The organism is Nocardioides ginkgobilobae (genome assembly GCF_054781275.1).
In genome coordinates this window covers 24,790-50,768 of record NZ_BAAGUS010000015.1, presented here as the reverse complement: position 1 = coordinate 50,768, position 25,979 = coordinate 24,790, and the positions used below count along the sequence as shown (strand labels likewise).

General features: G+C 72.9%; 23 protein-coding genes. 8 read left to right on the top strand and 15 right to left on the bottom strand.

The window, feature by feature from the left end; all coding sequences use genetic code 11:
• Nucleotides 1-66: 66 nt before the first annotated feature.
• Entirely contained in the window at nt 67-1,260 is a 1,194-nt protein-coding gene (locus tag ACYVID_RS14135) for an acyl-CoA dehydrogenase family protein (RefSeq protein WP_460738090.1), read from the bottom strand.
• Nucleotides 1,261-1,437: 177 nt separating this feature from the next.
• On the opposite strand from ACYVID_RS14135, the gene ACYVID_RS14130 reads away from it, so the two are divergent.
• A complete protein-coding gene (locus tag ACYVID_RS14130; protein ID WP_460738088.1) occupies nt 1,438-2,493 on the top strand; it encodes an endonuclease/exonuclease/phosphatase family protein in 1,056 nt (351 codons plus the stop codon).
• A 3-nt stretch (nt 2,494-2,496) separates the two neighbouring features.
• On the opposite strand, the gene ACYVID_RS14125 is transcribed toward ACYVID_RS14130, so the two are convergent.
• The 3 genes from ACYVID_RS14125 to ACYVID_RS14115 all read right to left on the bottom strand — a co-directional run bounded on the left by ACYVID_RS14125 (nt 2,497) and on the right by ACYVID_RS14115 (nt 7,436).
• Complete coding sequence (locus tag ACYVID_RS14125) at nt 2,497-3,606, bottom strand: hypothetical protein (RefSeq protein ID WP_460738086.1); 1,110 nt, start codon at nt 3,604-3,606, stop codon at nt 2,497-2,499.
• 9 nt (nt 3,607-3,615) lie between these two features.
• Complete coding sequence (locus ACYVID_RS14120; protein ID WP_460738084.1) at nt 3,616-5,220, bottom strand: endonuclease/exonuclease/phosphatase family protein; 1,605 nt, start codon at nt 5,218-5,220, stop codon at nt 3,616-3,618.
• Between the two features lie 98 nt (nt 5,221-5,318).
• Nucleotides 5,319-7,436, bottom strand: coding sequence for an acyltransferase family protein (locus ACYVID_RS14115; RefSeq protein ID WP_460738082.1), 2,118 nt, complete (start codon nt 7,434-7,436; stop codon nt 5,319-5,321).
• Between the two features lie 44 nt (nt 7,437-7,480).
• Between ACYVID_RS14115 and ACYVID_RS14110 the strand changes: the two genes are divergently transcribed.
• Nucleotides 7,481-8,575 (top strand): endonuclease/exonuclease/phosphatase family protein, encoded by a 1,095-nt coding sequence (locus tag ACYVID_RS14110; protein WP_460738080.1) that lies wholly within the window; start codon nt 7,481-7,483, stop codon nt 8,573-8,575.
• Here ACYVID_RS14110 and ACYVID_RS14105 read toward each other — a convergent pair.
• From ACYVID_RS14105 to ACYVID_RS14080, 6 genes are all read right to left on the bottom strand, one after another.
• On the bottom strand, nt 8,535-9,644 hold the full coding sequence (locus ACYVID_RS14105) for a hypothetical protein (protein ID WP_460738078.1): 1,110 nt from the start codon (nt 9,642-9,644) through the stop codon (nt 8,535-8,537). The two genes, ACYVID_RS14110 and ACYVID_RS14105, sit on opposite strands and share 41 nt — an antisense overlap.
• A complete protein-coding gene (locus ACYVID_RS14100) occupies nt 9,641-9,832 on the bottom strand; it encodes a DUF6752 domain-containing protein (protein ID WP_460738076.1) in 192 nt (63 codons plus the stop codon). Before ACYVID_RS14100 ends, ACYVID_RS14105 begins: the two co-directional genes overlap by 4 nt.
• Nucleotides 9,833-9,837: 5 nt before the next feature.
• Nucleotides 9,838-11,394 carry a methyltransferase domain-containing protein gene (locus ACYVID_RS14095; protein ID WP_460738074.1) on the bottom strand — a complete coding sequence of 519 codons (1,557 nt, stop codon included), beginning with the start codon at nt 11,392-11,394 and terminating at the stop codon, nt 9,838-9,840.
• Between the two features lie 7 nt (nt 11,395-11,401).
• Nucleotides 11,402-12,709, bottom strand: coding sequence for a phospholipase D-like domain-containing protein (locus ACYVID_RS14090; protein ID WP_460738072.1), 1,308 nt, complete (start codon nt 12,707-12,709; stop codon nt 11,402-11,404).
• A 95-nt stretch (nt 12,710-12,804) separates the two neighbouring features.
• The gene (locus tag ACYVID_RS14085) at nt 12,805-13,890 is read right to left on the bottom strand and encodes a hypothetical protein (protein WP_460738070.1); all 1,086 of its coding nucleotides are present in this window, start codon (nt 13,888-13,890) and stop codon (nt 12,805-12,807) included.
• A 9-nt stretch (nt 13,891-13,899) separates the two neighbouring features.
• Nucleotides 13,900-15,006, bottom strand: coding sequence for a hypothetical protein (locus ACYVID_RS14080; protein WP_460738068.1), 1,107 nt, complete (start codon nt 15,004-15,006; stop codon nt 13,900-13,902).
• Nucleotides 15,007-15,060: 54 nt separating this feature from the next.
• On the opposite strand from ACYVID_RS14080, the gene ACYVID_RS14075 reads away from it, so the two are divergent.
• Genes ACYVID_RS14075 through ACYVID_RS14060 form a run of 4 tightly spaced genes read left to right on the top strand, consistent with a single transcriptional unit; the run spans nt 15,061 to nt 18,497 of the window.
• Nucleotides 15,061-16,347 (top strand): magnesium transporter MgtE N-terminal domain-containing protein, encoded by a 1,287-nt coding sequence (locus ACYVID_RS14075; RefSeq protein ID WP_460738066.1) that lies wholly within the window; start codon nt 15,061-15,063, stop codon nt 16,345-16,347.
• Nucleotides 16,340-16,924, top strand: a complete 585-nt coding sequence (locus tag ACYVID_RS14070) for a DUF1003 domain-containing protein (protein ID WP_460738064.1) — start codon at nt 16,340-16,342, stop codon at nt 16,922-16,924. The genes ACYVID_RS14075 and ACYVID_RS14070 overlap by 8 nt, the downstream gene beginning before the upstream one ends.
• Before the next feature lie 11 nt (nt 16,925-16,935).
• Nucleotides 16,936-18,096 carry an Mrp/NBP35 family ATP-binding protein gene (locus tag ACYVID_RS14065; RefSeq protein WP_460738062.1) on the top strand — a complete coding sequence of 387 codons (1,161 nt, stop codon included), beginning with the start codon at nt 16,936-16,938 and terminating at the stop codon, nt 18,094-18,096.
• A 44-nt stretch (nt 18,097-18,140) separates the two neighbouring features.
• On the top strand, nt 18,141-18,497 hold the full coding sequence (locus ACYVID_RS14060) for a sec-independent translocase (RefSeq protein ID WP_460738060.1): 357 nt from the start codon (nt 18,141-18,143) through the stop codon (nt 18,495-18,497).
• Between the two features lie 7 nt (nt 18,498-18,504).
• On the opposite strand, the gene ACYVID_RS14055 is transcribed toward ACYVID_RS14060, so the two are convergent.
• Nucleotides 18,505-19,041, bottom strand: coding sequence for a hypothetical protein (locus ACYVID_RS14055; protein WP_460738059.1), 537 nt, complete (start codon nt 19,039-19,041; stop codon nt 18,505-18,507).
• Nucleotides 19,042-19,178: 137 nt separating this feature from the next.
• Between ACYVID_RS14055 and ACYVID_RS14050 the strand changes: the two genes are divergently transcribed.
• Entirely contained in the window at nt 19,179-19,847 is a 669-nt protein-coding gene (locus tag ACYVID_RS14050) for a LysM peptidoglycan-binding domain-containing protein (protein ID WP_460738057.1), read from the top strand.
• A gap of 1 nt (nt 19,848) precedes the next feature.
• Nucleotides 19,849-20,343, top strand: a complete 495-nt coding sequence (locus ACYVID_RS14045) for an Rv3235 family protein (protein ID WP_460738055.1) — start codon at nt 19,849-19,851, stop codon at nt 20,341-20,343.
• Nucleotides 20,344-20,365: 22 nt separating this feature from the next.
• Here ACYVID_RS14045 and secA read toward each other — a convergent pair whose 3' ends face one another.
• The 4 genes from secA to hpf form a co-directional block, all read right to left on the bottom strand.
• Nucleotides 20,366-23,173: a preprotein translocase subunit SecA gene (gene secA / locus ACYVID_RS14040; RefSeq protein ID WP_460738053.1), complete on the bottom strand. Its 2,808-nt coding sequence runs from the start codon at nt 23,171-23,173 to the stop codon at nt 20,366-20,368.
• An 83-nt stretch (nt 23,174-23,256) separates the two neighbouring features.
• A complete protein-coding gene (locus tag ACYVID_RS14035) occupies nt 23,257-24,513 on the bottom strand; it encodes a winged helix-turn-helix domain-containing protein (protein ID WP_460738051.1) in 1,257 nt (418 codons plus the stop codon).
• Nucleotides 24,514-24,522: 9 nt separating this feature from the next.
• Nucleotides 24,523-25,197: a response regulator gene (locus ACYVID_RS14030; protein WP_300644746.1), complete on the bottom strand. Its 675-nt coding sequence runs from the start codon at nt 25,195-25,197 to the stop codon at nt 24,523-24,525.
• A 90-nt stretch (nt 25,198-25,287) separates the two neighbouring features.
• Nucleotides 25,288-25,947, bottom strand: a complete 660-nt coding sequence (hpf, locus tag ACYVID_RS14025; RefSeq protein ID WP_460738049.1) for a ribosome hibernation-promoting factor, HPF/YfiA family — start codon at nt 25,945-25,947, stop codon at nt 25,288-25,290.
• Nucleotides 25,948-25,979: the final 32 nt, after the last annotated feature.

Sequence of the window (25,979 nt, the reverse complement as noted above, 5' to 3'; positions counted from 1 at the left end):
AGGCGCCGAGGTCCAGCGAATTCGCGTGGTCCTCGGCGCCTCGTACGACGCGTGCTGCTCAGCCGGTCAGGCCTTGTACTCCTTGAGGAGCGAGCGACCGATGATCATCTTCTGGATGTCGGAGGTGCCCTCGCCGATGAGCATGAACTTGACCTCGCGCATGATCCGCTCGATCTCGTACTCCTTGGAGTAGCCGTAGCCGCCGTGGATGCGGAAGGCGTCCTCGACGACCTCGTTGGCGTACTCCGAGGCGACCATCTTGGCCATGCCGGCCTCGACGTCCATGCGCTTGCCGGTGTCCTTCATCCGCGCGGACTTCACCATCATCGCGTGGGCGACCTCGACCTTGGTCGCCATCTCCGCGAGGCGGAAGAGCACGGCCTGGTGGTCGGCGATCTGCTTGCCGAAGGTGTGGCGCTGCTGGGCGTAGGCGATGGCGAGCTCGAAGCCGCGCCAGGCCAGGCCGCAGGCGCGCGCGGCGACGTTGACCCGGCCGACCTCGACGCCGTCCATCATGTGGAAGAAGCCCTTCCCGGGCTCGCCACCGAGGATCTGGTCGGCCGAGATCTTGTGGCCCTCGAAGACCAGCTCGGTGGTCTCGACGCCCTTGTAGCCCATCTTCTCGATCTTGCCGGGGACGGTGAGCCCGGGAGCGGTCTCGCCGAAGCCGGCCTCCTTCTCCACCAGGAAGGTCGTCATGTTCTTGTAGACCGAGTCCGCACCCTCGTCGGTCTTGACCAGGCAGGCGACCAGGGTCGAGGTGGCGCCGTTGGTCAGCCACATCTTCTGGCCGGTGATGGAGTAGGTGCCGTCGTCGTTCTTGGTGGCCTTGGTGGAGATGGCCGAGACGTCGGAGCCCAGGCCCGGCTCGGACATGGAGAACGCACCCCGGACCTCGCCGGTGGCCATCCGCGGGAGGTACTTCTGCTTCTGCTCCTCGGTGCCGTGCTGCATGAGCATGTAGGCCACGATGAAGTGGGTGTTGATGACGCCGGAGACGCTCATCCAGCCGCGCGCGATCTCCTCCACGCACAGGGCGTAGGTCAGCAGCGACTCCCCGAGGCCGCCGTACTCCTCGGGGATCATCAGACCGAAGACGCCGAGCTCCTTGAGGCCCTCGATGATGTCGGTGGGGTACTCGTCGGCGTGCTCCAGCTCGTTCGCGACAGGGATGATCTCCTTGTCGGTGAAGGCCCGCACGGCCTTGAGGATCTCGATCTGGTCCTCGGTGAGTCCCTCGGTCTCGCACAGCCGGCTCATGCTGGTCCTTCCACGTCGACGCGGCCCCACCGGGCCGGGAGCTGGGTGTTGGGTCTGGTGTTACCCGACAGTAACCGACCCACGCACGGGCCGGGAGACCCGTTCGGCCCCCGGCTGGTGTGACGGCTCCTACACTGGGCGTGGCCGATCATGACAGGTGCACGCACAGGTGGGTTGATGGACGAACCGAAGGGACCCTGGCTGGAGGCCGTGGGTCTGGTCGTCATCCTCACCCTCGCCGCCGGCGCCTTCTGGGTCTCGCTGCGTCCGGGACCGACCGAGCCGGTGGCCCAGGGCACGAGCAGCTCCTCGACCCCGGCCGCCCGGCCGGCGCAGGAGGTCGTGACCGGCGGGACGCTCGGCGCCGCGGAGCAGCGTGCGCAACGGCGCCAGGAGGACCGCGGCGGCCAGGCCGTCCCGCGCCCCCAACGCATCCCGGGCGGGGTGCTCCAGCGCGCGGAGCGCTGCGTGATCAGCACCGACTCCTCCCTCGAGGTCGCCTCCTTCAACATGCACTCGGGCTGGAACCGCGACCGCAGCCGCTTGATGCTCCCGACGCTGGCGCAGGAGATGGCCGCGCTGCAGGTCGACGTCCTGCTGCTGCAGGAGGTCGACAAGAACCGCATCAACAGCGGCCGCGTCGACCAGGCCGCCTACCTCGCCGGCCAGCTCGGCATGGAGTACGCCTTCGCGACCAACGTGCTGCGCCCCGGCGACAGCAGGTACGGCACGGCCGTGCTGTCGGCGTACCCGATCGTGGAGTCGGCCAACACCCTGCTCCCCCGCCCCGGCGGCACCCAGCAGCGCGGGCTGCTGCGCGCGGTCCTCGAGATCGCCCCCGGCCAGCGGGTCAGCGTCTACACCACGCACTTCGAGCACACCTCCGAGGGCGCGCGCATCCAGCAGGCGCGCGCCGCGGCCCAGGTGATCGCCCAGGACCCGTACCCCGCCGTGGTCGGCGGCGACATGAACTCGCGGCCCGCCTCGACGGCGATGAGCACGCTGCGCACCGTGGCGACCGACACCTGGGCCGTCGGCGGCCAGGGGGCCGGCCTCACCCACCCCTCGGCCAGCCCGCGCAGCCGGATCGACTACCTCCTGCACCGCGGCGACCTCGGCGTCAACGCCGTGACGACCTTCCCCAGCCAGGTCTCCGACCACCGGGCCGTGCGCGCGTCCTACGACCTCACCCCCGGCGTCCCCGACGAGATCGAGCTCCCGTTCGGCTGCTGAGGCCTAGGACCGACCGAGCACCCGACGCACGGCGTCGCCGACCCGGGCCCGCCACCCTGGCTCGAGCGCGGCGAGCTGGCGGTCCTTGACCTCCCTGTGCGACTCCAGCTGGCGCGAGACCATCGTCGTGAGGGCGGCGACCGACGCCTGGGCCACCTGCTCCTCGGTGACCTCCTGCTCGTCGGGGGCGAAGGACTCCTCGCGCGGCAACAGGTCCTCGACGTCGCCGACGACGTCGTACCCACCGCTGCGCAGGTGCTCGACGTAGGCCTCGGAGAGCTCCTGGCACCAGGCGGCCTCGCTGCGCGGCAGCAGGATCCGTCGGCCCTCGGTGCCGCCGAGGACCGCGACCGAGAAACCGCGCTTGCCCACGTCGCCGTAGACGTCGCGACGCTTCAGCTCGTCGGGGATGCCCGCGTTGACCCGGCGCAGCACCTCGGCCTGCTCCAGCCGCAGGCCGCGGTTGTCCCGGCCCACGCTCGACCGGTCCAGGTGGGCCGGGTCGACACCCAGGACGGAGCAGAACCGGCGCAGCAGCAGGTCCTTCTCCGCGCCGGCGGGCGGGACCGTGACCACGTGGATGCGCTCGGCGGCGACGTGGCGCCCCCACTTCTCCAGCACCGCCGGGAGGTCCTTCTGCCACCAGATGGGCGCCGGGGTGCCCTGGGTCTCGTGCAGCCGCGCGAGGTAGGCCGGGAAGGTGATCGAGCGACCCGACTGCAGGCCCTGCTGCCACACCGAGGGGATCTGGCGCGCCAGGTCGCGGGCGGTCACCACCAGGTGGACCTCGCGGTCGGAGCAGGCGTCCAGCAGCCGGCGCAGCTGGTGGTCCTCGGCCGGCGAGAACGACTCCTCGGAGACCAGCGCCGCCCGTCCGGGCGCGCTGCGCAGGGCCTCGGGAAGGCCCCGCAGCACCTCGCGGGCCTGCGGCGGGTTGTGCGGGCGGAGCCGGTCGCGCACGTCGAGCATCAGCCAGTACGCCTCGCGACGCTGCCGCGGGTGGACGTCGAGCCCGTGCTCGCGCAGGACCTCCTGGTTGCCCAGGAAGAGCCCCTGCAGGTAGGACGTCCCGGTCTTCTGCAGACCGATGTGGAGGTAGAGCGGCCGCGTCACGGGCACACCCTAGGGCTGCGCGGGCTCCGTCGGCTCGGTCGGCTCGGTCGGCCCAGCGGGATCGGTCGGCTCGGTCGGCTCCTCGACCACGGGCGGGTCGGCGATCGCACCGAAGGCCCGCACCCGCGACTTGTAGGCCTTCTTCGCGGTCTCGGTGCGCAGCACCGTGCGCTCGGTGACGATGCTGCGGGCCAGGGCGCGGTCGAGCTCCAGCACGGTCCTCGGCGTCGCGCCGGCGCGGCTGGCGAGCACGGTGGTGCGCGGGACGCTGGCGTCGATGGCCTCGGGGCGGTGCCGCAGCCACGACCCGGGGATCTCGGCGAGGCGGCGCACCAGGAACTCCTCGGCCGGGGTGTTGGCCGCGGTGCCGGTGAGCACCTGCACCGTGACCCCGCGGCGGGCCGTGTCGAGCAGCTTGTTGGCGAAGCGCCGCATGTCCAGCGAGGACGTCTGCAGCCGCAGCGTCCCGCCCTCCGGCACGCTGCGCAGCGCGGTGAGCAGCGAGCGGGCGACCGCGCCCCGGGCACGCTGCGAGGTGGCCAGCGGGTCGTTGACGGTGGTGCCCGCAGCGAAGCTGACCACCGGCTCACCGACCGTCTGCTCGGGCAGTGCGAGCTCGACGACGAGCGCGTCGTGGTCGGAGTTGAGCTCGCGGGTGGTCTGGGCGAGCACGCTGAAGACCGCGGCGGGGCGCACCATGACGTAGTCGATCGTGGCGCCGAAGTGGTCCCCGGTCGGTGCGTAGCGGCCGGAGAGGTCGTAGACGGCGTTCATCCCGTGCTGCTGCAGCAGTGCGCGGGGGTACTCCCGGGACTTGTAGTGGCGGTTGAAGTCGCCGCCGACCAGGACCGGTCCGCTGGAGCTGAGCTGGCCGACGAGGGCGCCGAGCCGGTTGATCGAGGGGCCGAGCAGCTTGGTGGTGCGCTCGGACTTCGGCGCGATGTGCACCGAGACCAGCGAGACGGTCTGCTGCCCGTCGACGGAGCGCAGCGTCACCCAGTTGGCGTAACGCACGCCCCACATGACGTGCTGCCCGCGGCCGTAGCCCTGCAGGTTGCTGATCATCGTGGTCCCGCGGGCCTCGGCGGTCCAGCGGTCCGTGCGCCACACGACGGGGGTGGCGCCGGTGTACTGGCCCGGGGTGCGCCAGATGGCGTAGCCGGCCGGGGCGAGGTACTGCGGCTGGCGCATCGGGACCTCGTTGTAGGTCACGAAGTCGGGGCAGGTCTTGAAGACCTTGCGCAGGTCGGCGCGGAACTTCGACAGCTCGGTGCCGGACTTGATGTTGGCCTGGACGACCTCCACCGACGTGACCGGCTCGGGGTCGGCCGGCGGGGTCGTGGGAGTCGTCGGGCTGGCGGTGGGGCTGGCGGTGGGGCTGGTCCGCGGGCTCGGGGTCGCGGTCGGGCTGGGCGACGTGGTCGCGGTGGCGCTCGGGCTGGGGGTCGGGGTGAACGTCGAGGGGTCGGGCTCGCTCGCGCAGCCGGTCGCCGCGGCCAGCTCAAGCCCCCCGTCGTACGTCGTGGGGAGGCCGCCGTCGAGGGCGAGCACGGCTGCTCCGGCCGTCGCCAGGGTGGCGGCGAGTCCGGTGGCCAGGGCCCGGCGCAGCAGCATCGTCGTGTCTCCTCGGGGCAGCGCGAGAGCACCTCGTGCGCTCTCGTCACAGGAATCACAACAGCAACACGAGCCACACGTCCAGGGGTCCGCGACAACTACAGACGTGTAATTCGCAAGGCCTCCGCGAGGGTGTCCGCGAGGTGCTCGGAGTAGGCCGTCGTCATGTGCTCGGAGTCGCGCATCGTGATGAACCGACCGACCACCGACGGGCAGCGCAACCGTTCGCAGAACCACTTCTCCGCGTCGATCGCCTCCACCCCGACACGCTCCGCGACCTCGATGAAGCCGCGCTGCAACCGCCGCGGCGCCCGCTCCGGACTGAGCAGGCACTCCCCCAGGTCCGAGGCCCGGGAGAGGCAGACCGCCTGCTCGCGCTGGAGCTTCGGGGTGTTGGCCAGCAGCACGACCCGGTCGGCGTCGGCGTCCAGGCGCTCCAGGGCCGCGGCCAGTCCGCGGTCCAGGGCGTCGCCGAAGACCTCCGGCCCCTCCGAGCGCTCGACCACCTCGCCGGTGTCGACGTCGGTCACCGGGGCCAGCGGTGCGTTGGAGACCAGGACCAGCTCGGGCTGCAGGTCGGCGATCGTGTCGAGGGTGAAGTCGACGAAGTCGGTGCACTCCTCCCACTCCCGTCCGGTCTCCGGGTCCAGCCGGATGGCGAGGTTGGTGGGGCACCCGGTGTAGGCCAGCGTGAGCACGCGGTAGCCCAGCCGCTCCCCCAGCAGCCGCACCGCGGGGCTCCAGGCCCGAGCGTGGGAGTCGCCGGCGAGCACGATCACCCGGTCGGCGTCGGCGTCGCCCTCGGTGCACAGCGCGCGGGTGCCCGTGCGGTAGTCGCAGTCACCCAGGGACGCGGTGTCGCTGCGGATGTCCACCAGCCCCGGGACCAGTCCCCCGGGGATCGGCCGACCCTCCTCGGCCGCCAGCACCGAGGCCTGCACCAGCGCGCGGACCGGGTCGCGGGACAGACCGTCCCGGGCGTAGTCGGCGACCTCGATGGCCGGGTTGTCCTCGGTCGCCGCCAGCCGCTGGTCCAGCCAGAGCTGGGAGGCCAGCACCCCGATGGCCAGGGTGCCGACGGCGGCGGGGTACATCGGCAGCGCCCAGCGGGCGCGGTCCCAGCGGCTGCCGCGGCGGCGGAACGGCTGCTCGACCAGGTGGTAGGTCAGCCCGCTCAGCACGCCGATCGCCACCACGCACACCAGCGCCGCCAGCGGCGAGAGACCGCCGAGGTGGCTGCGCGCGACGACGATCACCGGGAAGTGCCAGAGGTAGATGGAGTAGGACCAGTCCCCCACGACCTGCATCGGGCGCAGCGACAGGGCGCGGGCGACCAGCGTGCCGTCGCCGCCGGGCAGGGCGCCGGCCAGCAGCAGCGCCACCGCACCGAGGACCGGCACGGCCGCGGCGACGCCCGGCACCGGCGAGTCCGGTGTCAGCACCAGCGCGGCCGCCACGACCAGCACGACGCCGGCACCGGCGAGCAGCCCCGGCACCGCCCTCCGGCCGCCGGGCTCGCGCACGTGCGCCGCGGTCGCCGACGTCGTACGACGGTGCAGGACGACGGCCAGGAGGGCACCTGCCCCGAGCTGCCAGCCGCGGGTGAACGTCGAGAAGTAGGCGGTGTCCGGGGAGGCGTAGGTCGCCCAGACCGACCACGCCAGCGAGGCCAGCACCAGGACCGTCAGCACGTGCTGGATGCCGGCCACGGGGTCACGGCGGCGCCGGACCGCGAGCCCGGCGACCACCAGCAGGAGCACCGGCCAGACGAGGTAGAACTGCTCCTCCACCGCCAGCGACCAGTAGTGCTGCAGCGGCGAGACCGGCTGGCCCTCGGCGAAGTAGTCGGTCTCGACCATCGCGAAGCGGACGTTGGCCGCGAACAGCGCCGACCACCAGGCGTCGGTGAGGATCTCGGTCACCCGCGCGACCGGCAGCAGGACCGCCGAGGCCGCGCACGTCGCCACCAGGACCACGGTGGCCGCGGGGAGGATCCGCCGGGCCCGGCGGGCGTAGAAGTCGACCAGGGCGCCGCGCAGCCCGGGCGCGTCCGGACGCTCCCGGGCCCGCAGGAGCAGCCCGGTGATGAGGAAGCCGGAGATGACGAAGAAGACGTCCACCCCGACGTAGCCACCGGGGACCAGGTCGACCCCGAGGTGGGTGACCACGACGAGCAGCACGGCGACCGCCCGCAGGCCCTGGACGTCGGTGCGCATCGGCTCCTCCGGGGTGACGGGGTTCGGGTAAGGTGACCCGCGTCATGTCGGACCCCAGCAAGCACCGCGCCCCGACCCCTCGGGCTCCCCGGAGTGTAGTGCGGCGGGCCCTCGCCGCCGCGGTGGCGCTGACCGTCGTGGGTGTCGGCGTGGCCGCCGCCACCCAGGTCCCTTCGCTGGTCGACGGGGGCGCCGCCTCCATGAGCATCAGCGGCCGCACCTCCACCCCCGTGGTCGAGGAGGTGCCCCAGGCCGTCGTGCCGGGCGTCGAGCTGCGCCTGACCAAGGCCCGGATCGCCGAGCTCGAGCGGCTGGAGAGGCTCGCGAAGGCCAGGGCCGCCCGCGAGAAGGCCGAGCGGATCGCCGCTCGCAAGGCCGAGAAGGCCGCGGCCCAGCCGTTCACCTTCCAGGTCGCCTCCTTCAACGTCCTCGGCAGCAACCACACCGCCCCCGGCGGTGAGCGCCGCAGCTTCCCGCCCGCCGGTGCCCGCACCCCGCAGGCCGCCGCCGTCATCCGCAGCCACGGCACCGACCTCGTCGGCCTGCAGGAGGTCAAGCCCGACCAGCTCGTCGGGCTGACCCGCGCGACGGGGATGGTCGCCTGGCCCGGTGCCGGCGCCGCCGACCCGGACAACTCCGTGATGTGGGACCCCGCCCGCTTCGAGCTGGTCGAGGGGTCCACCTTCTACGTCACCTTCATGAGCCGGCCGCGGCCGCAGACCGTCGTGCGGCTGCGCGACCGCGAGACCCTGCGCGAGTTCTACCTCGTCAACATGCACACCTCCGCCGGCCGCGACCCGCGCAACACCTCCACGCGCGTCGCCGGGTGGGACCGTGGCGCCGCCGAGGTGCGTGCGCTGCGCGCGACCGGGCTCCCGGTGCTGGTGACCGGCGACATGAACGACCGGGCGGCGTTCTTCTGCCGCTTCCTGCCGCCCACCGGCTTCGTCGCCGCCGTCGGCGGGAGCACCGCAGGCGGCTGCCGGCCGCCGGCCCGGATGCCGGTGGACTGGGTCGTCGGCAGCCCCGACGTGTCCTTCAGCGGCTACGTGATCGACGAGTCCACCGTCAACCGGCGGATCAGCGACCACTTCTACATCAGCGCGACCGCGACCGTCGCGCCCGCCACCGCCGACTGACCGCGTCCCGGACCCCACTGGCGCCCGGCGCCTGGGCACCCGCCTCGCGCAGCTCCGAGCGCAGCGCCCGGACGTCGCCGAGCAACCCGGCGATCACCTCGGCCCCGGCCTCGGCGACCTCGGCGTCGGTCACGCTGTCCGGCGTACGCCGTTGCTCCAGCTCCGCGGGCACCAGCAGCCACGCGGGGTCGCCCACGACGTCCACGCCGCGCTCGGCCAGCAGGGCCACCGCGCGCTCGCCGCGGGCGCGGCAGTCGGCCACCTGGTCGGGGTAGGGCCAGAACCGCTCCCCGCCGCGGGTCACCAGCCGCTCGTCGGCCAGGAACGTGCGGATCCACACGCCGCGGTCGAAGGCGGACCGGAACTCCCCGAGGTGGGCGTTGACCCGCCGCAGCAGCTCGGCCTCGACCACGCCCATCGACTCGTTGGGGAAGGAGCCCGACACGTCCACTCCCGTGTGGTCCAGGCCCAGCACCCCGGCGAAGCGCCGCCAGATCTCCTCGCGGTCGGCGGTGCGGTCCAGCGGCAGGACGTGCACGCGCTCGGCCGGGACCGCCTCCAGCCAGCGGTCCAGGACCAGGGACAGGTCGAGGGTGCGCCAGTCCCAGATCGCCTCGGGGCTGTCGGACTCGGTGCGGCCGTAGTCGGCCATCGGCGTGGTGCTGCGGTTCTTCAGGCTCTCCTGCCAGCTGGCGGTGAAGAGCCCGAGCGGCTCGCGCGCCGTGACCAGCACGTGCACCTCGCGCCCGCCCGTGGCCAGCTGCGCCACGAACCGCCGGGCCTGCTCGGTGGAGGCCGCGGCGAAGAACTCGTGGGAGACCAGCACGTCGCCCTCGGCGGCGGCCACGTCGGCCAGCACCCGCTCCATCGCCTCGTGCTCGCGGTCGGGGCGACGCCGCCCCTCGGGCTCCTCGCGCACGACGCGGGAGACCCACAGGTGGTCGCGGCGCTCCCGACCGGGCAGCACCAGTCCCTGGGCCGCGACGGCCTCGCGCTGGCCCCACAGGATCGTCTGCAGGTAGGTCGTCGCGGTCTTGGGCAGGCCGAGGTGGAGGAAGACCCTCCTCACAGGCTGTCCTGGAAGGCGGCGATCGCCGCGTCCACCCGCTCCTGGTCACGCTGGGCCATCGGCACCAACAGCTCCTGCACGAGGTCGGCCAGCTCGGCGAGCCGCAGGTTGTGCCGCCGCAGGTCGGCGACCTCCTGCTCCAGCCGCGCGACCCGCTCGACGAGGTCCTTGTCCCGCTTCAGTCCCACTGTCCTCAGTCCCACTGTGCGACCACCTTTCCGACCGATCCCTTGCCGCCGTCGGCTCCCCCGGCGGGCGCCTCGACGACGTCCAGCACGGTGCCCCCGTGCCGCTCGAGCAGCTTCTGCACCCGTGCGACCTTCATCGGCACCAGGCCCGCGCCGCCGCGTCCGCGGCCGGTCCAGGTCTGCACGTAGAGCCGCCCGCCGCCGCGCAGCGTCATCGACGCGAGCCGGCCCAGCGACTGCCGACCGAACTCGTCGGTGGCGTCCAGCACGTGCCGCGCCAGCATCGCGCGCGGACCCTCGGGGAGCCGGCTCACCCGGGCGCCCTCGCTGAGCACCCAGCGCCACTCGTCGAGGTTGAGCGCACGGACCTCCAGGGGCAGCTCGCGCCGGGCCGCCGTGCGCTGGGCCTTCTGCAGCCCGCGAGGGGCGAAGTCGTAGGCGAGGGTGGGGTGCCCCTGGCGGGCCAGCCACAGCGCGTCGCGTCCGCGGCCGGCACCGACGTCCAGCACGAGGGTGCCCGGGGCCTCGGCCCGGCGCAGCTGCTTGGCCAGCGCCGAGGAGCCCTTCGGGACCGGTCGCCGACGGCGCTGGGCCGCCCGCCGCTCCCAGTCGCGGCGGGCGTGCCCGGTGCCGCGGAACCACTGGTTGAGCAGCTCGGTCACCTGGCGCGGGGTCTCGAACTTGAAGGCGGGGTCGGGGACCTGCCAGGACGGCCCGTACATCACCTCGAGCAGCTTCTCCGGGCGCGCCGGGGCGGGGTACTCCCGTCCGCGCAGCGTGGTGGTGCCCAGCGGCAGCAGCCACTCGCGCTCGAACGGATGCCCGACCTCGCCCATGAGGTAGAGCCGGCCCCCGTCCAGGAAGCCGCCGAAGACGTCGAGGAAGCGGGTCGCGCCGTCGGCCTCGACCACCTCGACCCGGAACGCCAGCCCGCTGTAGCGGTAGGTAGCCCACCCGCGCTCGGCGACGGCGCGCTGGAGCCGGAAGGACTCGCGCACCACGTCGACGGGGCTGGAGTGCGAGGAGACGTAGCCCAGGTCCGCGTCGGAGTCGTGGCCGAGGAAGTCGCCCTCCCGCACCGCGCCGAGCAGGGTGCCGTACGCCGGGAAGGCCGCGACGCCGTGCGCGGCGAGCACGTCCAGCAGCTCGCCCATGGCGTCCAGCAGCGGATCCAGGTCGGCGGCGGTGCGCTCGGCGAAGACCGGGCTGAAGCGGTCGGACTTGTCCAGGCTGATCGGGTGCCCCTGGCGGTCGACGAACTCCACCCGGCGCTCGTCGTCGGTGAACACGACGTCGCCGGACCACACGTCGGCACCGCTGACGTGCTCGCGCAGCGTCACCGAGCCGGTGCCGACCAGGTGCGGGCGCATGGCCGGGGGCCAGGTGATGCTCCGCCCCAGGCCACCAGCCAGGCCGCCGACGCCGCCGCGGCTGGTGTCGCGGCGCACCCAGAAGGACCAGATGCGGCGGCCGTCGAAGAGGACGTCGACCACGCGGTCGGACCCGAGGGCCACCAGGCCGACCCCGTCGGCGTCGACGCGCAGGACGCGCAGGTCGAGCAACGCGACCTCAGTCCATGTCGACGTGCTGGTACGGGTCCGGGTTCGGCGGCGCGTCGGCGCGGCGGGCGGCGTTCGGCGGCGGGTTCTCGAACCAGCGGTCGATGAAGCGCTGGTAGAGCAGCGTGTTGCGGCGACCGACCAGCTTGCCGGTCTGCTCGTCGGAGCGGCTGGCGGCGTCGGAGGTGTTGGCCGAGCCGTTGAAGGTGACGTGCGCGGTGCGGTCGTCGCCGAGGCGGCCGTTGATGGTCAGCACCTTGAGGTGGAAGTAGTTGTCGAAGTCGCCGTCGCCGTCGAAGTCCTGCACCAGGTGCCGGATCGGCACGGGGCCGCGACCGCCGCCGGCGGTCAGGACGCGCTTCACGTCCTTGCCCATGACGGTGTAGGCCACGCGGACGTCGCAGCCCTGGTCCCACAGCGCCTTGAGCCGGCGGGCGGCGATCATGCCGCGCTGGCCGCGGATGACGTCGGGGGCGCTGCGCACGATGGTGCGGCCGTTGGCGTTGCCGGCGTTCTCGGCGCCGAAGCAGCGGATGTCGTCCATCGCCTTCTGCACCGGGTCGCCCTTGAAGTCCTTGCCGTAGTAGGGCGAGAAGTAGAGGCTGTAACGGTTGCCCTCGAAGGCGCGGTAGGCGTTCTTGCGGGGCTGGTCGAGCCACATCTCGTCGAAGATCTCCTCGGCGAAGTCGTAGAGCTTCGTCCGGCCGACGTAGGTGTAGATCTCGTTCCACTGGTTGGCGGCCGCGGCCGTCGTGAGGTTGGCGCTGCCCTGGATGAGCACGTCGCGCGAGAGGCCGACCTTGTCGAAGAGGAACATCTTGGTGTGGGCGGCGCCGCTCTTGCCGCGGCACGAGCCCTTGCACATGCGCGCGAACGACTTCGTCGCGTTCTTCTCCCGCTTGCCGTTGGTGGCGGCGAGCCCGGCCTTGAGCCGGCGGAACGACGGGTTGTCGGTGTCGAAGTCGTTGTTCTGGGCATCCATGAGCACCCGCACCGTGGTGCCGCGCCGGGCCCGCTCGATCAGGGCGTCGGCGGCCTGGGGGTTCATGAAGTTCCAGGTCATGATCTTGATCGTGCCCTTGGGCGAGGTGTGCCGGATCGTCTGGATGATCTTGTCCAGGATGGCGCGTCGCTGGGCGGGCTCGCCGACCGCGGTGTTGAAGGTCGGCCCCTCCTTCGCCCGGTACGTCGGCTTGCGCTCGACCGCGGTGGCGACCGAGCCGCCGGGGACCGAGGCGCCCGGCGCGAGCAGCGCGGGCACGAGCGGGAGGACCAGGGCCACGAGCAGGCCGGGGACGAGGAGGCGGAGACGGAGCACGGAGACTCTCCCGGGAGTTCGGACGCCCACCGCACAGCGGCCGGACGCCTAGGAGCACAGACGCAGGGCAGGCTACACGGGCAAGATGACAGGCCCTACCTACCGCGTCCGCGCAGCAGGCCCTTGCGGGGACCGGGTCCCTCCCCCGCGGCCGCGCCCGCGGGGACGGGCGAGGTCCCGCGGTAGAGCTCGGCCTCCGGCTTGGGCCGCCCGCGCCACTCCTCCAGGGCTCGCGCGAGGTCGTCGGCCGGCACGGCGCCGGGGGCGGTCGGGCACCCGGGCAGCGGCTGGAGCGGGTCCACCTCGTCCAGCACCTGCAGGTCGCGCAGGTCGGCCAGCGGCTCCTCCACCTGGAGGCGGTAGAAGCGTTCGAGCTGGCGCTGCAGCGCGTCGGGCTCCAGGTCCCGGGAGATGAGCTGGCGCAGGGTGCGAGCGGTCTGGCGACGCTCGGCCCGGTAGGCCGCCCGGGGACCGGAGGCCACCATGGCGGTCCACTTCCGGCAGAAGTCCTCCAGCGAGTAGGACTCGTAGTGGTGGACGACCCAGGCCTCGTCCTCCAGCCCCGGGTCCTGGCTGCGGTCGTCGTGGGCCACCTTGTGCAGCGTCAGCCAGCGCTCGGCCCCGATCCGCACCGCGGACTTGCCCATCACGTGCCCGCGGATCCAGGACTGGTTGCTGGGCTCGGCCAGCAACCCCAGGCCGTGCAGCAGCGCGAGGTCGTCGTCGTCCAGCTCGCGCTTGAACGCGGTGGGCTGGCCCTCCCAACCGCTGCTGGACACCGCCTCGCGCACGGCCAGGCGCAGCGCCGTGGCGTCGGCCGGCACCGCGCCCAGGGCACCGCGGTCCACCCGCACGACCTCGTCGCCGTCGATGTGGAGCAGCCAGCCGTGGCCCAGCCCCAGCCCGTCGAGCACGCGGCGGGTGACGTTGGCGTTGATGCACTGGCGCACGTTGAGCTCGCGCGGCCGGTCCCCGCCCCACCAGGCGCCGCCGGCGCGGACCGCGGTCACCCGCGGGTGCTGCTCGAGGTAGGTGAGGACCTCGCCCTGCCCCTCCTCGGAGGGCGCGTCGAGGAACACCACCAGGTGGTCGACCCCACCGGCCAGGTTGCCCTCCACGTAGCGCCGGACGTGCTCGAGGCTGTCCTTGACGGTGCTCGCGGCGACCAGGGGCGTGCTCATGGGCGCACCCTAGTGCGGCCGGCTCCGGCGCCAGGGCAGCCGGGAGCGCCGGGCTGCGGGTCCGGCGGCGCGAGCCCGCAGCACGTCGGCGACGGCGGCCGGGTCCACGTCGGCCGGCCACGGCACGTCGGGGGGCGGGTCGTCCGGTCCGGCCAGCACCGGGTCGAGGTCGGTGGGGTCGCCGTGCACTAGGTGCCCTGCCGACGCCACCTCCCCCAGCCACGCGTGGGTGGCGGCTGCCAGCAACGGTCCGAGGTCCGCGGGGGTCCGCGGGGGCGTGGAGGACCGCGCGGCCAGCTCCTGCTCGGCCCAGCCCCGCTTGACGACGCGGTGGTGGACCTCGGTGCTCATCGGAGGCTCGTCGGCGGCGAGCAGCCGGTTGACCTCGCGGACCAGGGCGACCTCCGGCGCCCCCAGCGACGGGTTGCCCGCGACCGGCAGCGCGGGGTCCACCGGGCCGTCGGGTCCCGTCGGGACGCCCAGGGCCTCGGCGAACCGGCGCCACAGCTCCTCCCGCGGCGCCCCCGGCGCCGGGCCGACCACCAGGTGGCCGGTCGCCCCGCCCGCGGTCCAGCGCGCCAGCGTGTCGGCGAGGTCCTGGCCGTGCCAGAACCTCGGCCGCACCCCGCCGGCGTCGGGCCCGGCGTCACGACCGCTGTCGGCGCGCAGCTCCTCGGCCTCGAACGTCGCGAAGGAACGGGTGTCGCCCAGCTTCACCCGTTCCTGCCAGTGGGCCACCGCCTGCCGCCCGAGGTCCCGGGCGGTCACCACCACGTGGACGTCAAGGCCGTCGAGGTGCGCCAGCGCTGCCACCGCCTGCTCCGTCGTGGCGCCCGCGAGCACCTCGTGCCCGAGCACGACGTCGCCGCCGGTCCCCTCCACGTGACGGCGGGCCTCCGCGCACAGCGCGGACCAGGCGCCGTCCACGCGGGAGGGGTCGAGGCCGAGCAGGTGCGCGCTGCGGCGTACGTCGGCGGCGGCGCGGAAGTGGGTGCCCGGCCCGAGGTCGGGGTAGAGCCAGCCCGCGGCGAGCAGCGGCTCGCGGTGCGCGGCGAGCAGCGCCTGGAGGTGGGTGGTGCCCGTCTTGGTCAGGCCCACGTGGACGACGACGCGCACCCGGCCATCGTGCCACTGACCGGCCCGTCCATCGTCATGCCCTAGCCTCGGGTCGTGAGCTCCAGCCCGGTCCGCGTGTACGCCGCACGGCTGGTCGGCCTCCCCATCTTCGACCCCCAGGGCGACCAGGTCGGCAAGGTCCGCGACGTCGTCGCGGCCGTGCGCTCGGAGACCAGCCAGCCGCGGGTGCTCGGCCTGGTCGGCGAGGTCTTCGGCCGACGCCGGATATTCGTGCCGATGACGCGGGTGACCAACATCGACGCCGGGCAGGTCTACACGACCGGGCTGCTCAACATGCGCCGCTTCGAGCAGCGCACCACCGAGACCCTGGTGATCGGCCAGATGCTCGACCGCACGGTCACCATCCCCGGCAGCGGGGTCACCGGCACGGTCTACGACGTGGCGATGGAGCAGGCCCGCAACCGCGACTGGGTGCTCTCCCGGGTGGCGGTGCAGGAGCCGGGCAAGGGCCTGCGCCGGCGCGGGCAGACCCACGTCGTGGAGTGGCGCGACGTCGAGGGGCTGACCCGCCGCGACGAGGCCCAGGGCGCCACCCACCTCGTCCACGCGCTCAACGAGATGAAGCCGGCCGACGCGGCCAACATGATCCACGAGCTGCCGCCCGAGCGGCGCAGCGCCGTGGTGAGCGCGCTCGACGACGAGCGGCTCGCCGACGTGCTCGAGGAGCTGCCGGAGGAGGACCAGGTCGAGATCCTCAGCCACCTGGAGGAGGAGCGCGCCGCGGACGTCCTGGAGGAGATGTCCCCCGACGACGCGGCCGACCTGATCGCCGAGCTGCCGCCGGAGACCGCGACCGCGCTGCTGGACCTGATGGAGCCCGAGGAGGCCGAGGACGTCCGCCGGCTCATGTCCTACGTCCAGGACACCGCCGGCGCGATGATGACCCCCGAGCCGGTGATCCTGGGCCCGGACGCCACCGTCGCCGACGCCTTGGCCCACGTGCGCAACCCCGACCTCACCCCGTCGCTGGCCAGCCAGGTCTACGTCTGCCGGCAGCCGCTGGAGACCCCGACGGGCAAGTTCCTCGGCGTCGGCCACATCCAGCGGCTGCTGCGGGAGATGCCCTCCTCGCTCGTGGCGGGGGCGCTCGACGACGGCAGCGAGACGCTGCGCCCGGAGATGACCATCGACGAGGTGGCGGCCCACCTGGCGACGTACAACCTCGTGGCCGCGCCGGTGGTCGACGAGGCCGGGCACCTGCTCGGCGCGGTCACGGTCGACGACCTGCTCGACCACATGCTCCCCGAGGGCTGGCGCGACCGCTCCCTGGGCCTCCGCAGCCAGCAGCTGCGCAGCCAGCGCGAGGTGAGCGGTGGCTGAGCGCTCCGGCGGGTCCGAGCGGCGCCCGCGCCTGGACACCCCCCGCGAGGTCCGCCGCTCGCTGGTGCGGCGCCCGCGCTTCGACACCGACTCCTTCGGGGTCTTCGCCGAGAACTTCGCCCGCTTCATGGGCACCGCGACGTTCCTGTTCTACATGACGCTCTTCGTCGCGGCGTGGGTGGTGTGGAACAGCGTCGTGCCGGGCGAGTCCTCCTTCGACGACTACCCCTTCATCTTCCTGACCCTGATGCTCAGCCTCCAGGCGTCGTACGCCGCTCCGCTGATCCTGCTGGCCCAGAACCGCCAGGAGATGCGCGACAAGGTCGTGGCCGAGCAGGACCGGCAGGCCAACGCCCGCGCCCACGCCGACATGGAGTTCCTCGCCCGCGAGGTCGCCTCGCTGCGGATGGCCGTCGGCGAGGTCGCGACGCGCGACTTCGTGCGCTCGGAGCTGCGGGCGCTGCTGGCCGACATGGACGAGCGCGAGGCCGAGCGTCGCGAGCGGGAGGCCGACCGCGGGTCGGACGAGACGTCCGCCACGTCTCCCGAGGGCGGGGAGCAGCCGGGCAGCACCTAGACTCGAGCATCATGAGCAGCACCCTCCTCGAGCAGGTCCGCGCCGCCCTGGCGACCGTGAACGACCCCGAGATCAAGCGACCCATCACCGACCTCGGCATGGTCGACACCCTCGAGATCGACGAGGCCGGCGGCGTGGACGTCACCGTGCTGCTCACCGTCGCCGGGTGCCCGCTGAAGGACACCATCACCCGCGACGTCACCGGCGCGGTCTCAAAGGTCCCCGGCATCACCGACGTGCGCCTGACCCTCGGGGTCATGACCGACGAGCAGCGCGCGGGCCTGAAGGAGATCCTCAGCGACGGCCGCGCGCAGCGCGAGATCCCCTTCGCCCAGCCCGGGTCGCTGACCAAGGTGTTCGCGATCGCCTCCGGCAAGGGCGGCGTCGGCAAGTCCTCGGTGACGGTCAACCTCGCCCTCGCGATGGCCGCCCAGGGCCTGAAGGTCGGCGTCGTCGACGCCGACATCTACGGTCACTCGGTGCCGGCCATGCTCGGTGTCGCCGACTCCCGCCCGACCCAGGTCGACGACCTGATCATGCCGGTCCCCACGGCCTCCGGCGTCTCGGTCATCTCCATCGGCATGCTCAAGCCGCGCCGCGACCAGGTCGTGGCCTGGCGCGGCCCGATGCTCGACCGGGCCCTGGTGCAGATGCTGGCCGACGTCTACTGGGGCGACCTGGACGTCCTGCTCCTCGACCTGCCGCCGGGCACCGGCGACATCGCGATCTCCCTGGGCCAGCACCTGCCCGGCGCCGAGGTCGTGGTCGTGACCACGCCCCAGGAGGCCGCCGCCGAGGTCGCCGAGCGCGCCGGCACGATGGCCTCGATGATGCACCAGCGCGTCGTGGGCGTCGTGGAGAACATGAGCTACCTTCCCTGCCCGCACTGCGACCCCGCCGAGGACCACCGCCTGGAGATCTTCGGCAGCGGCGGCGGCGAGCGGGTGGCCCGCACCCTCTCCGAGCGCTTCGGCTACACCGTGCCCGTCCTGGGCCAGGTGCCGCTGGACACCTCGCTGCGCGAGGGCGGCGACGCCGGCAAGCCGATCGTCGAGAGCGACCCGACGGCCCCGGCCGCGCAGGTCCTCATCGAGGTCGCCGGCAAGCTCGCCGGTCGCGGCCGCGGGCTGGCAGGCATGCAGCTCGGCCTGACCCCCGCGGGCCGGCTCTGATCCTCGGCGGGCGGGTCCTCCCGGTCGTGCCCTAGGCTTCACACGTGTTCGGAGTCGGGCTGTCGGAGCTGGCCGTCATCGCGTTCGTCGCGGTGCTGGTCTTCGGACCCGACCGCCTCCCCGTGCTGGCCAAGCAGGCCGGTGCCTGGGCGCGCACCGCGCGCAAGTTCGCGATGAACGCGCGCGACGAGCTGCGCCAGGAGCTCGGCCCGGAGTACGCCGACCTCGAGCTGCGCGACCTCGACCCGCGCACCATCGTGCGCAAGCACATCATCGAGGCGATGAACGAGGCCGGCGAGGACGACGAGGAGCTCGACGAGCTCGAGCAGCGGCGCTCGCGCCGCAGGCAGCGGCCGCTGGACGACGGCGAGGTCCCGCCCTACGACCGCGAGGCCACCTGAGCGCTGCTCAGCCGACCCGAGCCACCGCGGCCAGGGCGTCGAGCGCCACCAGGACCGTGCGGCCCTCCCGGCCCGTGCGCAGCTCCACGAAGTCCGCACCGACCCGGGCCGGCACGCCCTCGACGCGTCCGCCGTCGAGCCGGTGCCACCAGCACGGCTCCCCCGCGTCGGCGAGCCGGCGCAGCGCGGAGCCGACCCCCAGCCGGCCCAGCGGCGACCACGCCACCTCGGGCAGCGCCCGCTCCGAGGCGCCGCGCACCTCGACCACGGCGGCCGTGCGCACGACCCAGTCCGTGCCCGCCACCTCCAACGACACCCAGCCGGCGGCGACCCGGTCCAGGTGACCGGCCAAACGGCCCACGCCCTGCACGTCGAGCTCCACGGGGCTGCCCTCGGTGGCAGCCAGCCGTGAGGCGAGCGTGACCGCGGCGTACTCCGCCCGCACCCGGTCGGCCAGCTCCGGCCCGCGCTCGGCGTCGTAGAGCGCCTCCGCCTGCTGCTCGAGGTCCTCGAGCAGCGAGAACACCTGCTCCTCCCACGCCATGCCCGGGCACCTCCCCCGCCGCCCGCGGCGGCAAACGCTCCTCCACAGGGCGGTCGCTCCTGCGTTGACAGGCGAAGCATCGCCACGTCTACTGATCCAGACAGATGCAAACAGACGCAAACGCAAGGTTCAGCACGATGACTCTCGGGAACACGTCCATCGCCCGGTGCGCCGCGGTGTGGTTCGGCGCCTTGGCGCTCGTCCTCGGCACGGTGGCGCTCCTCGCTCCCGACCTGCGGCCGAGCAGCGACGCGTCCGACTTCGAGGCGGTCGTGGTCACGGCCGCCGCGTGGGCGCTCGTGGTCGCCGCCTGCTGGGTGCTCGCGGTGACCACGGCGGTGGTCGTCCCGGTGGTGCGCTCCGCACCCGTTCCCCACCGCGGGCTCCCCGCGCCGGTCCGCCGCGTGCTGCTGCGGGCCTGCGGGGCGGTCGCGGTCGGCGGCCTGGTCGCCGGTGCCGTCGCCGGACCCGCCGCCGCCACCCCGGGCAGCCTGGAGCGCGACGCCGGCGACCGCGTGACGCAGACCGTCCAGCCGCCCGCGGGGCCCCAGCCGGCCTCCGGCCCGATCATCGTCCGCTCGAGCGCTGCCGCACCCGACCGGGTCACGGTCCGCCCGGGCGACTCCCTGTGGCGGGTCGCCGAGGCGGCCCTGCGCGACCACGGCCTGCCGGCCGGCGACGCCGACGTCGCGGCGTACTGGCCCCGCATCCACGACGCCAACCGGGCCCTCGTCGGGCCCGACCCGCACTTCGTCCGACCCGGCGTGCCGCTCGTGCTGCCCGCCCCCGACCCGCAGGAGACCTGAGATGTCCGTGCTGTCCGCCGTGCCCTTCGCCGAGGTCCAGGGCTCCCTCGCCCTCGACCTGGCCCCCTACCTCGAGGCCGAGCCGGTCGCGCCTCTCGCTGCCCGCCACGAGGTCGGCCCCGACGCCGACGTCGTGCCGATCGATCGCCGCGAGCGCGCCGAGACCGAGCGCTGGGCGCGCCACATCGTCCAGGCCGCCCTCGAGGTCGTCGGCGGCGTGCGCCCGTCCAGCCAGCTCGTGCGCTGGCTCTCCCCCACGGTGTACGCCGACCTCCGCCGCCGCACGCACCTGCTGGCCCTGGCCTCGGTGCGCGACCCGGAGCGGGCGCACCCGGTGCGGGCCCGGCTGCAGACCCTGCACGCGAGCTACCCCACCCCCGGGGTGCTCGAGGCCGCGGCGCGGGTGCGCCACGGGGAGCGCTCCCGCGCGGTCGCAGCACGCTTCGAGCGCCGTGCGGACCGCGGGTGGGTCTGCACGGCGCTCGACTTCGCCTGAGGCTGGGTCCCGGCGCTGCGGGTCAGCCGCCGGCGCGCGTGGTCATCCCCGTGGGGCCACCGGACGCGCCGTGGCAGTGCTTGTACTTCTTGCCCGAGCCGCAGGGGCACTTGGCGTTGCGGGTCGCACCGGCGTACGGGTCGTCCGCGGCCGGCGCGGCAGCCCGGACCTCGGCGTCACCGGTCTCGCTGGGCGCGGTGTAGGTGAGGTTCGCGGGAGCGGCCGGGGCGTCGAGGCCCTTGGCCTTGATCTGCGGGGCGGCACCGCCGGCGACCGGGGAGCGCAGGCCGGGGGCCACGGTGAGCACCTCGTCCTCCTCGCCCTCGTCCTCCTCCTCCACGGTGACCTGGAGGTTGAAGAGGAACCCGACGGTCTCCTCCTTGATGCCGTCCATGACCGCGGCGAACATGTCGAAGCCCTCGCGCTGGTACTCCACGAGCGGGTCGCGCTGGGAGTAGGCCCGCAGGTAGATGCCCTCGCGCAGGTAGTCCATCTCGTAGAGGTGCTCGCGCCACTTGCGGTCCAGCACCGAGAGGATGACGCGGCGCTCGAGCTCGCGCATGACCTCCGAGCCGACCTCCGCTTCGCGGGCCTCGTAGGCGGCGTGCGCGTCGGCCTGGAGCAGGCCGATCAGCTCGTCGCGGTCCGCGGCGTTGCCGCCGCCGCTCTCGTCGTACCAAGCGTGCAGGTCGACGCTGAGGGGGTAGAGCTGGGACAGCGCGGTGGTGAGGGCGTCGAGGTCCCACTCCTCCGCGACGTCCTGGGTGGCCCCGGTGACGTAGCCGGCGACGACGTCGTCGACGAAGCCGCGGATCTGCTCGGTGAGGTCCTTGCCCTCGAGCACCTCGCGGCGCTCGGCGTAGATCACCTTGCGCTGGCGGTCCATGACGTCGTCGTACTTCAGGACGTTCTTGCGGGACTCGAAGTTCTGCGACTCCACCTGGCCCTGCGCGTTGGCGATGGCGTTGGTGACGCGCTTGTTCTCGATCGGGACATCGTCGGGGATCCGCAGCACCTGCAGCACCCGGTCGACCCAGTCGGACTTGAACAGCCGCATGAGCTCGTCCTGCAGCGAGAGGTAGAACCGCGACTCGCCCGGGTCGCCCTGACGGCCGGAACGACCGCGCAGCTGGTTGTCGATGCGGCGCGACTCGTGGCGCTCGGTGCCCAGGACGTAGAGGCCGCCGAGCTCACGGACCTCCTCGGCCTCCGCGGCGACTTGGGCCTTGATCCGCTCCAGGGTCGCCGGCCACGCCGCGTCGTAGGCCTCGGCGGTCTCGCCGGTCGGCTCGAGGCCCTGCTTGCGCAGCTCGGCGTCGGCGAGGAACTCCACGTTGCCGCCGAGCATGATGTCGGTGCCTCGACCGGCCATGTTGGTGGCGACGGTGACCGCTCCCTTGTGGCCGGCCATCGCGACGATCTTGGCCTCGTCGGCGTGCATCTTGGCGTTGAGGACGTTGTGCGGGACGCCCTTCTTCTTCAGCAGCGCCGAGAGGTAGTCGGACTTCTCGACCGAGACCGTGCCCACCAGGATCGGCTGCCCGGTCTTGTGCTTCTCGGCGATGTCCTCGGCGACGGCGTCGTACTTCGCCTCCTCGGTGCGGTAGACCAGGTCGGGCTGGTCGACGCGGACCATCGGGCGGTTGGTCGGGATGGGCACGACGCCGAGGGAGTAGATCTTGTCGAACTCCGAGGCCTCGGTCATGGCCGTGCCGGTCATGCCGGAGAGCTTGTCGTAGAGCCGGAAGAAGTTCTGCAGCGTGACGGTGGCGAGGGTCTGGTACTCCTCGCGGACGGTCACCTTCTCCTTCGCCTCGATGGCCTGGTGCAGGCCGTCGTTGTAGCGACGACCCGACAGGATGCGGCCGGTGTGCTCGTCGACGATGAGCACCTCGCCGTTCATCACGACGTACTCCTTGTCGCGACGGAACAGCTCCTTGGCCTTGATGCCATTGTTGAGGAAGGAGATCAGCGGGGTGTTGGCCGACTCGTAGAGGTTCTCGATGCCGAGGTGGTCCTCGACCTTGGTGATGCCGGGCTCGAGGACGGAGATCGTGCGCTTCTTCTCGTCGACCTCGTAGTCGACGTCCTTCTGGAGCTTGGCGACGATCTTGGAGAACTCGCCGTACCACTTCACCTCGTCCTGGGTGGGGCCGGAGATGATCAGCGGCGTGCGGGCCTCGTCGATGAGGATCGAGTCGACCTCGTCGACGATCGCGAAGTTGTGGCCGCGCTGCACGCACTCCTCGAGCGAGGAGGCCATGTTGTCGCGGAGGTAGTCGAAGCCGAGCTCGTTGTTGGTGGCGTAGGTGATGTCGCAGGCGTAGGCCTTGCGACGGGCGTCGGGGCGCATGTCGGGCAGGATCACGCCGACGGTCAGGCCCAGCCAGTTGTGCACGCGGCCCATCTGCTCGGACTGGTAGCGCGCGAGGTAGTCGTTGACGGTGACGACGTGGACGCCCTTGCCGGCGATCGCGTTGAGGTACGCCGGGGCGACCGCGACGAGGGTCTTGCCCTCACCGGTCTTCATCTCGGCGATGTTGCCCAGGTGCAGCGCCGCGCCACCCATGATCTGGACGTCGAAGGGGCGCATGCCGAGCACCCGCTTGGCCGCCTCACGCACGGTGGCGAAGGCCTCCGGCATCAGGTCGTCGAGGGACTCGCCGTCGGCGTGCCGCTGGCGCAGCTCGTCGGTCATGCCCTGCAGCTCGGCGTCGGACATCGCGACGAAGTCGTCCTCGATGGCGTTGACGGCCTTCGCGACCCCCTCGAGCTGGCGCAGGATCTTTCCCTCGCCGATGCGGAGGATCTTGTCGAGAATCGCGGGCACGGCGTTGCTGCTCCCTCATGCTCAGGCTGACCCGCACGGCTGCGTCGGGCCGCGGTCACTCTACCCAGCCGGGTGAGCGGACCCTAAAGCGCACCGCAGGCGGCGGAGAGCTCCGGTGCGAGGTCACCCCGCGGGGCGACCACCACCCCGGCGAGCCCCAGCCAGCCGGCGAGGCGGTGCAGCTCGACGGCCAGCTCGGTGGCCGTCGCGGCCGGCGCCCCGCGCTCGGCCCAGGCCGCGGCGACCCGCAGGAGCCCGCCGTCGGCGGCGCCCCGGTCGGCCTTGAGGTCGACCCGCGCCACCAGCTCGTCCCCGAGCAGGAACGGCAGCACGTAGTACCCGTGCACCCGCTTCTCCGGCGGTGTGTAGATCTCGATCCGGTAGTGGAAGTCGAAGAGGTGCTCGGTGCGGTCCCGCTCCCACACCACCGGGTCGAAGGGGCTCAGCAGCGAGCGGGCACCGACCCGGCGGGGCACCCGGGCGCCGCGGTGGAGGTAGGCCGGCCTGCGCCACCCCTCGACCGTCACGGGCAGCAGCTCGCCCTCCTCGACCAGCTGCTGGACCGCCACCGCGGTGCTGGGCAGCCCCGGACGGCGCGGGTCGGGCTGCTGGCGCAGCCGGTAGTAGTCGGCCAGGCAGGCGGCGCTGGCCACACCGTGGGAGCGTGCCGCCCGTCGGACCAGCTCGGTGACGGCCTCCTGGGGGCTGGGCGTCGGCAGCGCCAGCACGGAGGCGGGCAGCACCCGTTCGGGTACGTCGTAGCGCACCTCGAACTGGGCGTTGCGACCGGCGACGGCCAGCTCGCCGCACATGTAGAGGTAGTCGAGGACCTTGCGCACCTCCGACCAGTTCCAGCCCCAGTGGTCCTTGCGACGCGGGCCGCCGGCACCCAGCCGCTCCTCGAGCCCACGGGCCGTGACCGGGCCGTCCCCCGCCGCGACCGCGCTCCTGACTCGGTCGACCAGGGCGTCGTCGACGTCCTTCCACCACTTCCCGCGACCGGCGCGGTAGGTCTCCATCCGGTGCTGCATGAGCGGCCACAGCTCCACGGGCATGAAGGCCTGGACGTGCGCCCAGTACTCCACCACGCGACGCGGCCGCCGCTCCGCCGCCCGGGCCAGCAGGCCGGTGGCGGGGTGCGCGTCGTAGGGGCCCATCCGCGAGTAGAGCGGCATGTAGTGCGCGCGCTGCAGCACGTTCACCGAGTCGACCTGGAGCACGCCCGTGCGGGCCAGGGTGCGGTCGAAGGTGCGCAGCGTCGGCACCGCGTGCGGCGGGTCGAGGAAGCCTTGGGCCGCCAGGGCGACCCGGCGCGCCTGGGCGCGGCTCAGGGACTCCATGCGTCGGACCTACGGCAGGTCGAGGAGCTTTTCCTTGACGGCGTACATCACGGCTTCCATCCGCGAGTGCAGCTGCAGCTTCTCGAGGATGTTGCGCACGTGGTTCTTGACCGTGTTCTCGGAGATGAAGAGGTCCTTGGCGATCTCGCGGTTGTTCTTGCCGGTGGCCACCAGCCGCAGGACCTCGAGCTCGCGCTCGGTGAGACGCAGGCCGGGCATGTGCTCGCGCTCGGGCTTGGACATCTGCTTGAACTCGTCGATCAGCTTCACCGCCATCGAGGGGCTGATCAGCGACTGGCCCTCGGAGACGACCCGGACGGCCTGGGCGACCTCCTCGATGGAGGAGTCCTTGAGCAGGTAGCCCGCGGCGCCGCTCTTGACGGCCTCGTAGAGGTCGGCCTCCTCGTCGGAGACGGTGAGCATGATGATCTTGGCCGAGGGGACGGCCTCCTTGATGGCCTTGCAGGCCTCGATGCCCGAGCGCTTGGGCATCCGCACGTCCAGCAGGACCACGTCGGGGGCGGAGCTGGCGGCCAGCTCGGTGCCCTCGACGCCGTCGCCGGCCTCACCGACGACCTCGATGCCCTCCTCGACGGAGAGCAGCATGGTGAGCCCTCGACGGAACAGCTCCTGGTCGTCGACGACGAGGACGCGGATCGACTCCTCGCTCTGGGTACCTGGCACGGGCGCATCATGGCACGTCCGGGCCCCTCGGGTGGACACCCTCGGGCTACCCGGACGTGCCGTCGATGGCTCGCTGGGACTACGGGCGGGCTACTCCGGGGACCCCTCGCCACCGAGGTCGAGGGAGATCACGCCGTAGTCGTAGCCGCGCCGGCGGTAGACGACCGCGGGCCGCTCGCTCTCCTTGTCGACGAAGAGGTAGAAGTCGTGGCCCACCAGCTCCATCTCGTAGAGCGCCTGGTCCAGCGTCATCGGGGTGGCGGGGTGGGTCTTCTCGCGCACGACCAGGGGGCCGTCACCGGTGACCGCGATCGGGCCGACGTAGCGCTCCTCGCTGCGCTCGCTGGCCTCGGACTCCTCCTCCAGCGCCAGGCCTCCCGGGCCGTCCCCGACCGGCGGCAGGCCCGCGGTGGCCTGGCCGACCGAGATCGGCCGCTTGCCGCCGCGGTGGATGCGCTTGCGGTCGGCCGCCTTGCGCATCTGGGTGGCCATCTTGTCCAGGGCCAGGTCGAGGGCTCCCATCTTGTCGTCGGCGGCCGCCTCGGCCCGGATCACCGGGCCCTTGGAGAACGCCGTCAGCTCGACGTGCACCGCGCGGTCGTGCTGGCGCGGGTTGGGCTCGCAGTCCACCTCCACGTGCACCCGCATGATCCGGTGGTCGTGCTTCTCGAGCTTCGCGAGCTTCTCGGTGACGTGGTCCCGGAAGCCTTCCTTGATCTCGCAGTTCCGGCCGGTGACGACAACTTCCATGGGAATCCTCCTCAGAGCGCACTCACAGGTGC

Excerpts from the sequence above, each read along its gene's own strand:
- ACYVID_RS14135 (WP_460738090.1), bottom strand. The coding sequence starts at position 1,260 with ATGAGCCGGCTGTGCGAGACCGAGGGACTCACCGAGGACCAGATCGAG.
- ACYVID_RS14065 (WP_460738062.1), top strand. The coding sequence starts at position 16,936 with ATGAGCAGCACCCTCCTCGAGCAGGTCCGCGCCGCCCTGGCGACCGTG.
- ACYVID_RS14035 (WP_460738051.1), bottom strand. The coding sequence starts at position 24,513 with ATGGAGTCCCTGAGCCGCGCCCAGGCGCGCCGGGTCGCCCTGGCGGCC.
- ACYVID_RS14110 (WP_460738080.1), top strand. The coding sequence starts at position 7,481 with ATGTCGGACCCCAGCAAGCACCGCGCCCCGACCCCTCGGGCTCCCCGG.
- ACYVID_RS14055 (WP_460738059.1), bottom strand. The coding sequence starts at position 19,041 with ATGGCGTGGGAGGAGCAGGTGTTCTCGCTGCTCGAGGACCTCGAGCAG.
- ACYVID_RS14120 (WP_460738084.1), bottom strand. The coding sequence starts at position 5,220 with ATGCTGCTGCGCCGGGCCCTGGCCACCGGACTCGCCGCCACCCTGGCG.
- ACYVID_RS14050 (WP_460738057.1), top strand. The coding sequence starts at position 19,179 with ATGACTCTCGGGAACACGTCCATCGCCCGGTGCGCCGCGGTGTGGTTC.
- ACYVID_RS14085 (WP_460738070.1), bottom strand. The coding sequence starts at position 13,890 with ATGAGCACGCCCCTGGTCGCCGCGAGCACCGTCAAGGACAGCCTCGAG.
- ACYVID_RS14045 (WP_460738055.1), top strand. The coding sequence starts at position 19,849 with ATGTCCGTGCTGTCCGCCGTGCCCTTCGCCGAGGTCCAGGGCTCCCTC.
- ACYVID_RS14115 (WP_460738082.1), bottom strand. The coding sequence starts at position 7,436 with ATGCGCACCGACGTCCAGGGCCTGCGGGCGGTCGCCGTGCTGCTCGTC.
- hpf (WP_460738049.1), bottom strand. The coding sequence starts at position 25,947 with ATGGAAGTTGTCGTCACCGGCCGGAACTGCGAGATCAAGGAAGGCTTC.
- ACYVID_RS14130 (WP_460738088.1), top strand. The coding sequence starts at position 1,438 with ATGGACGAACCGAAGGGACCCTGGCTGGAGGCCGTGGGTCTGGTCGTC.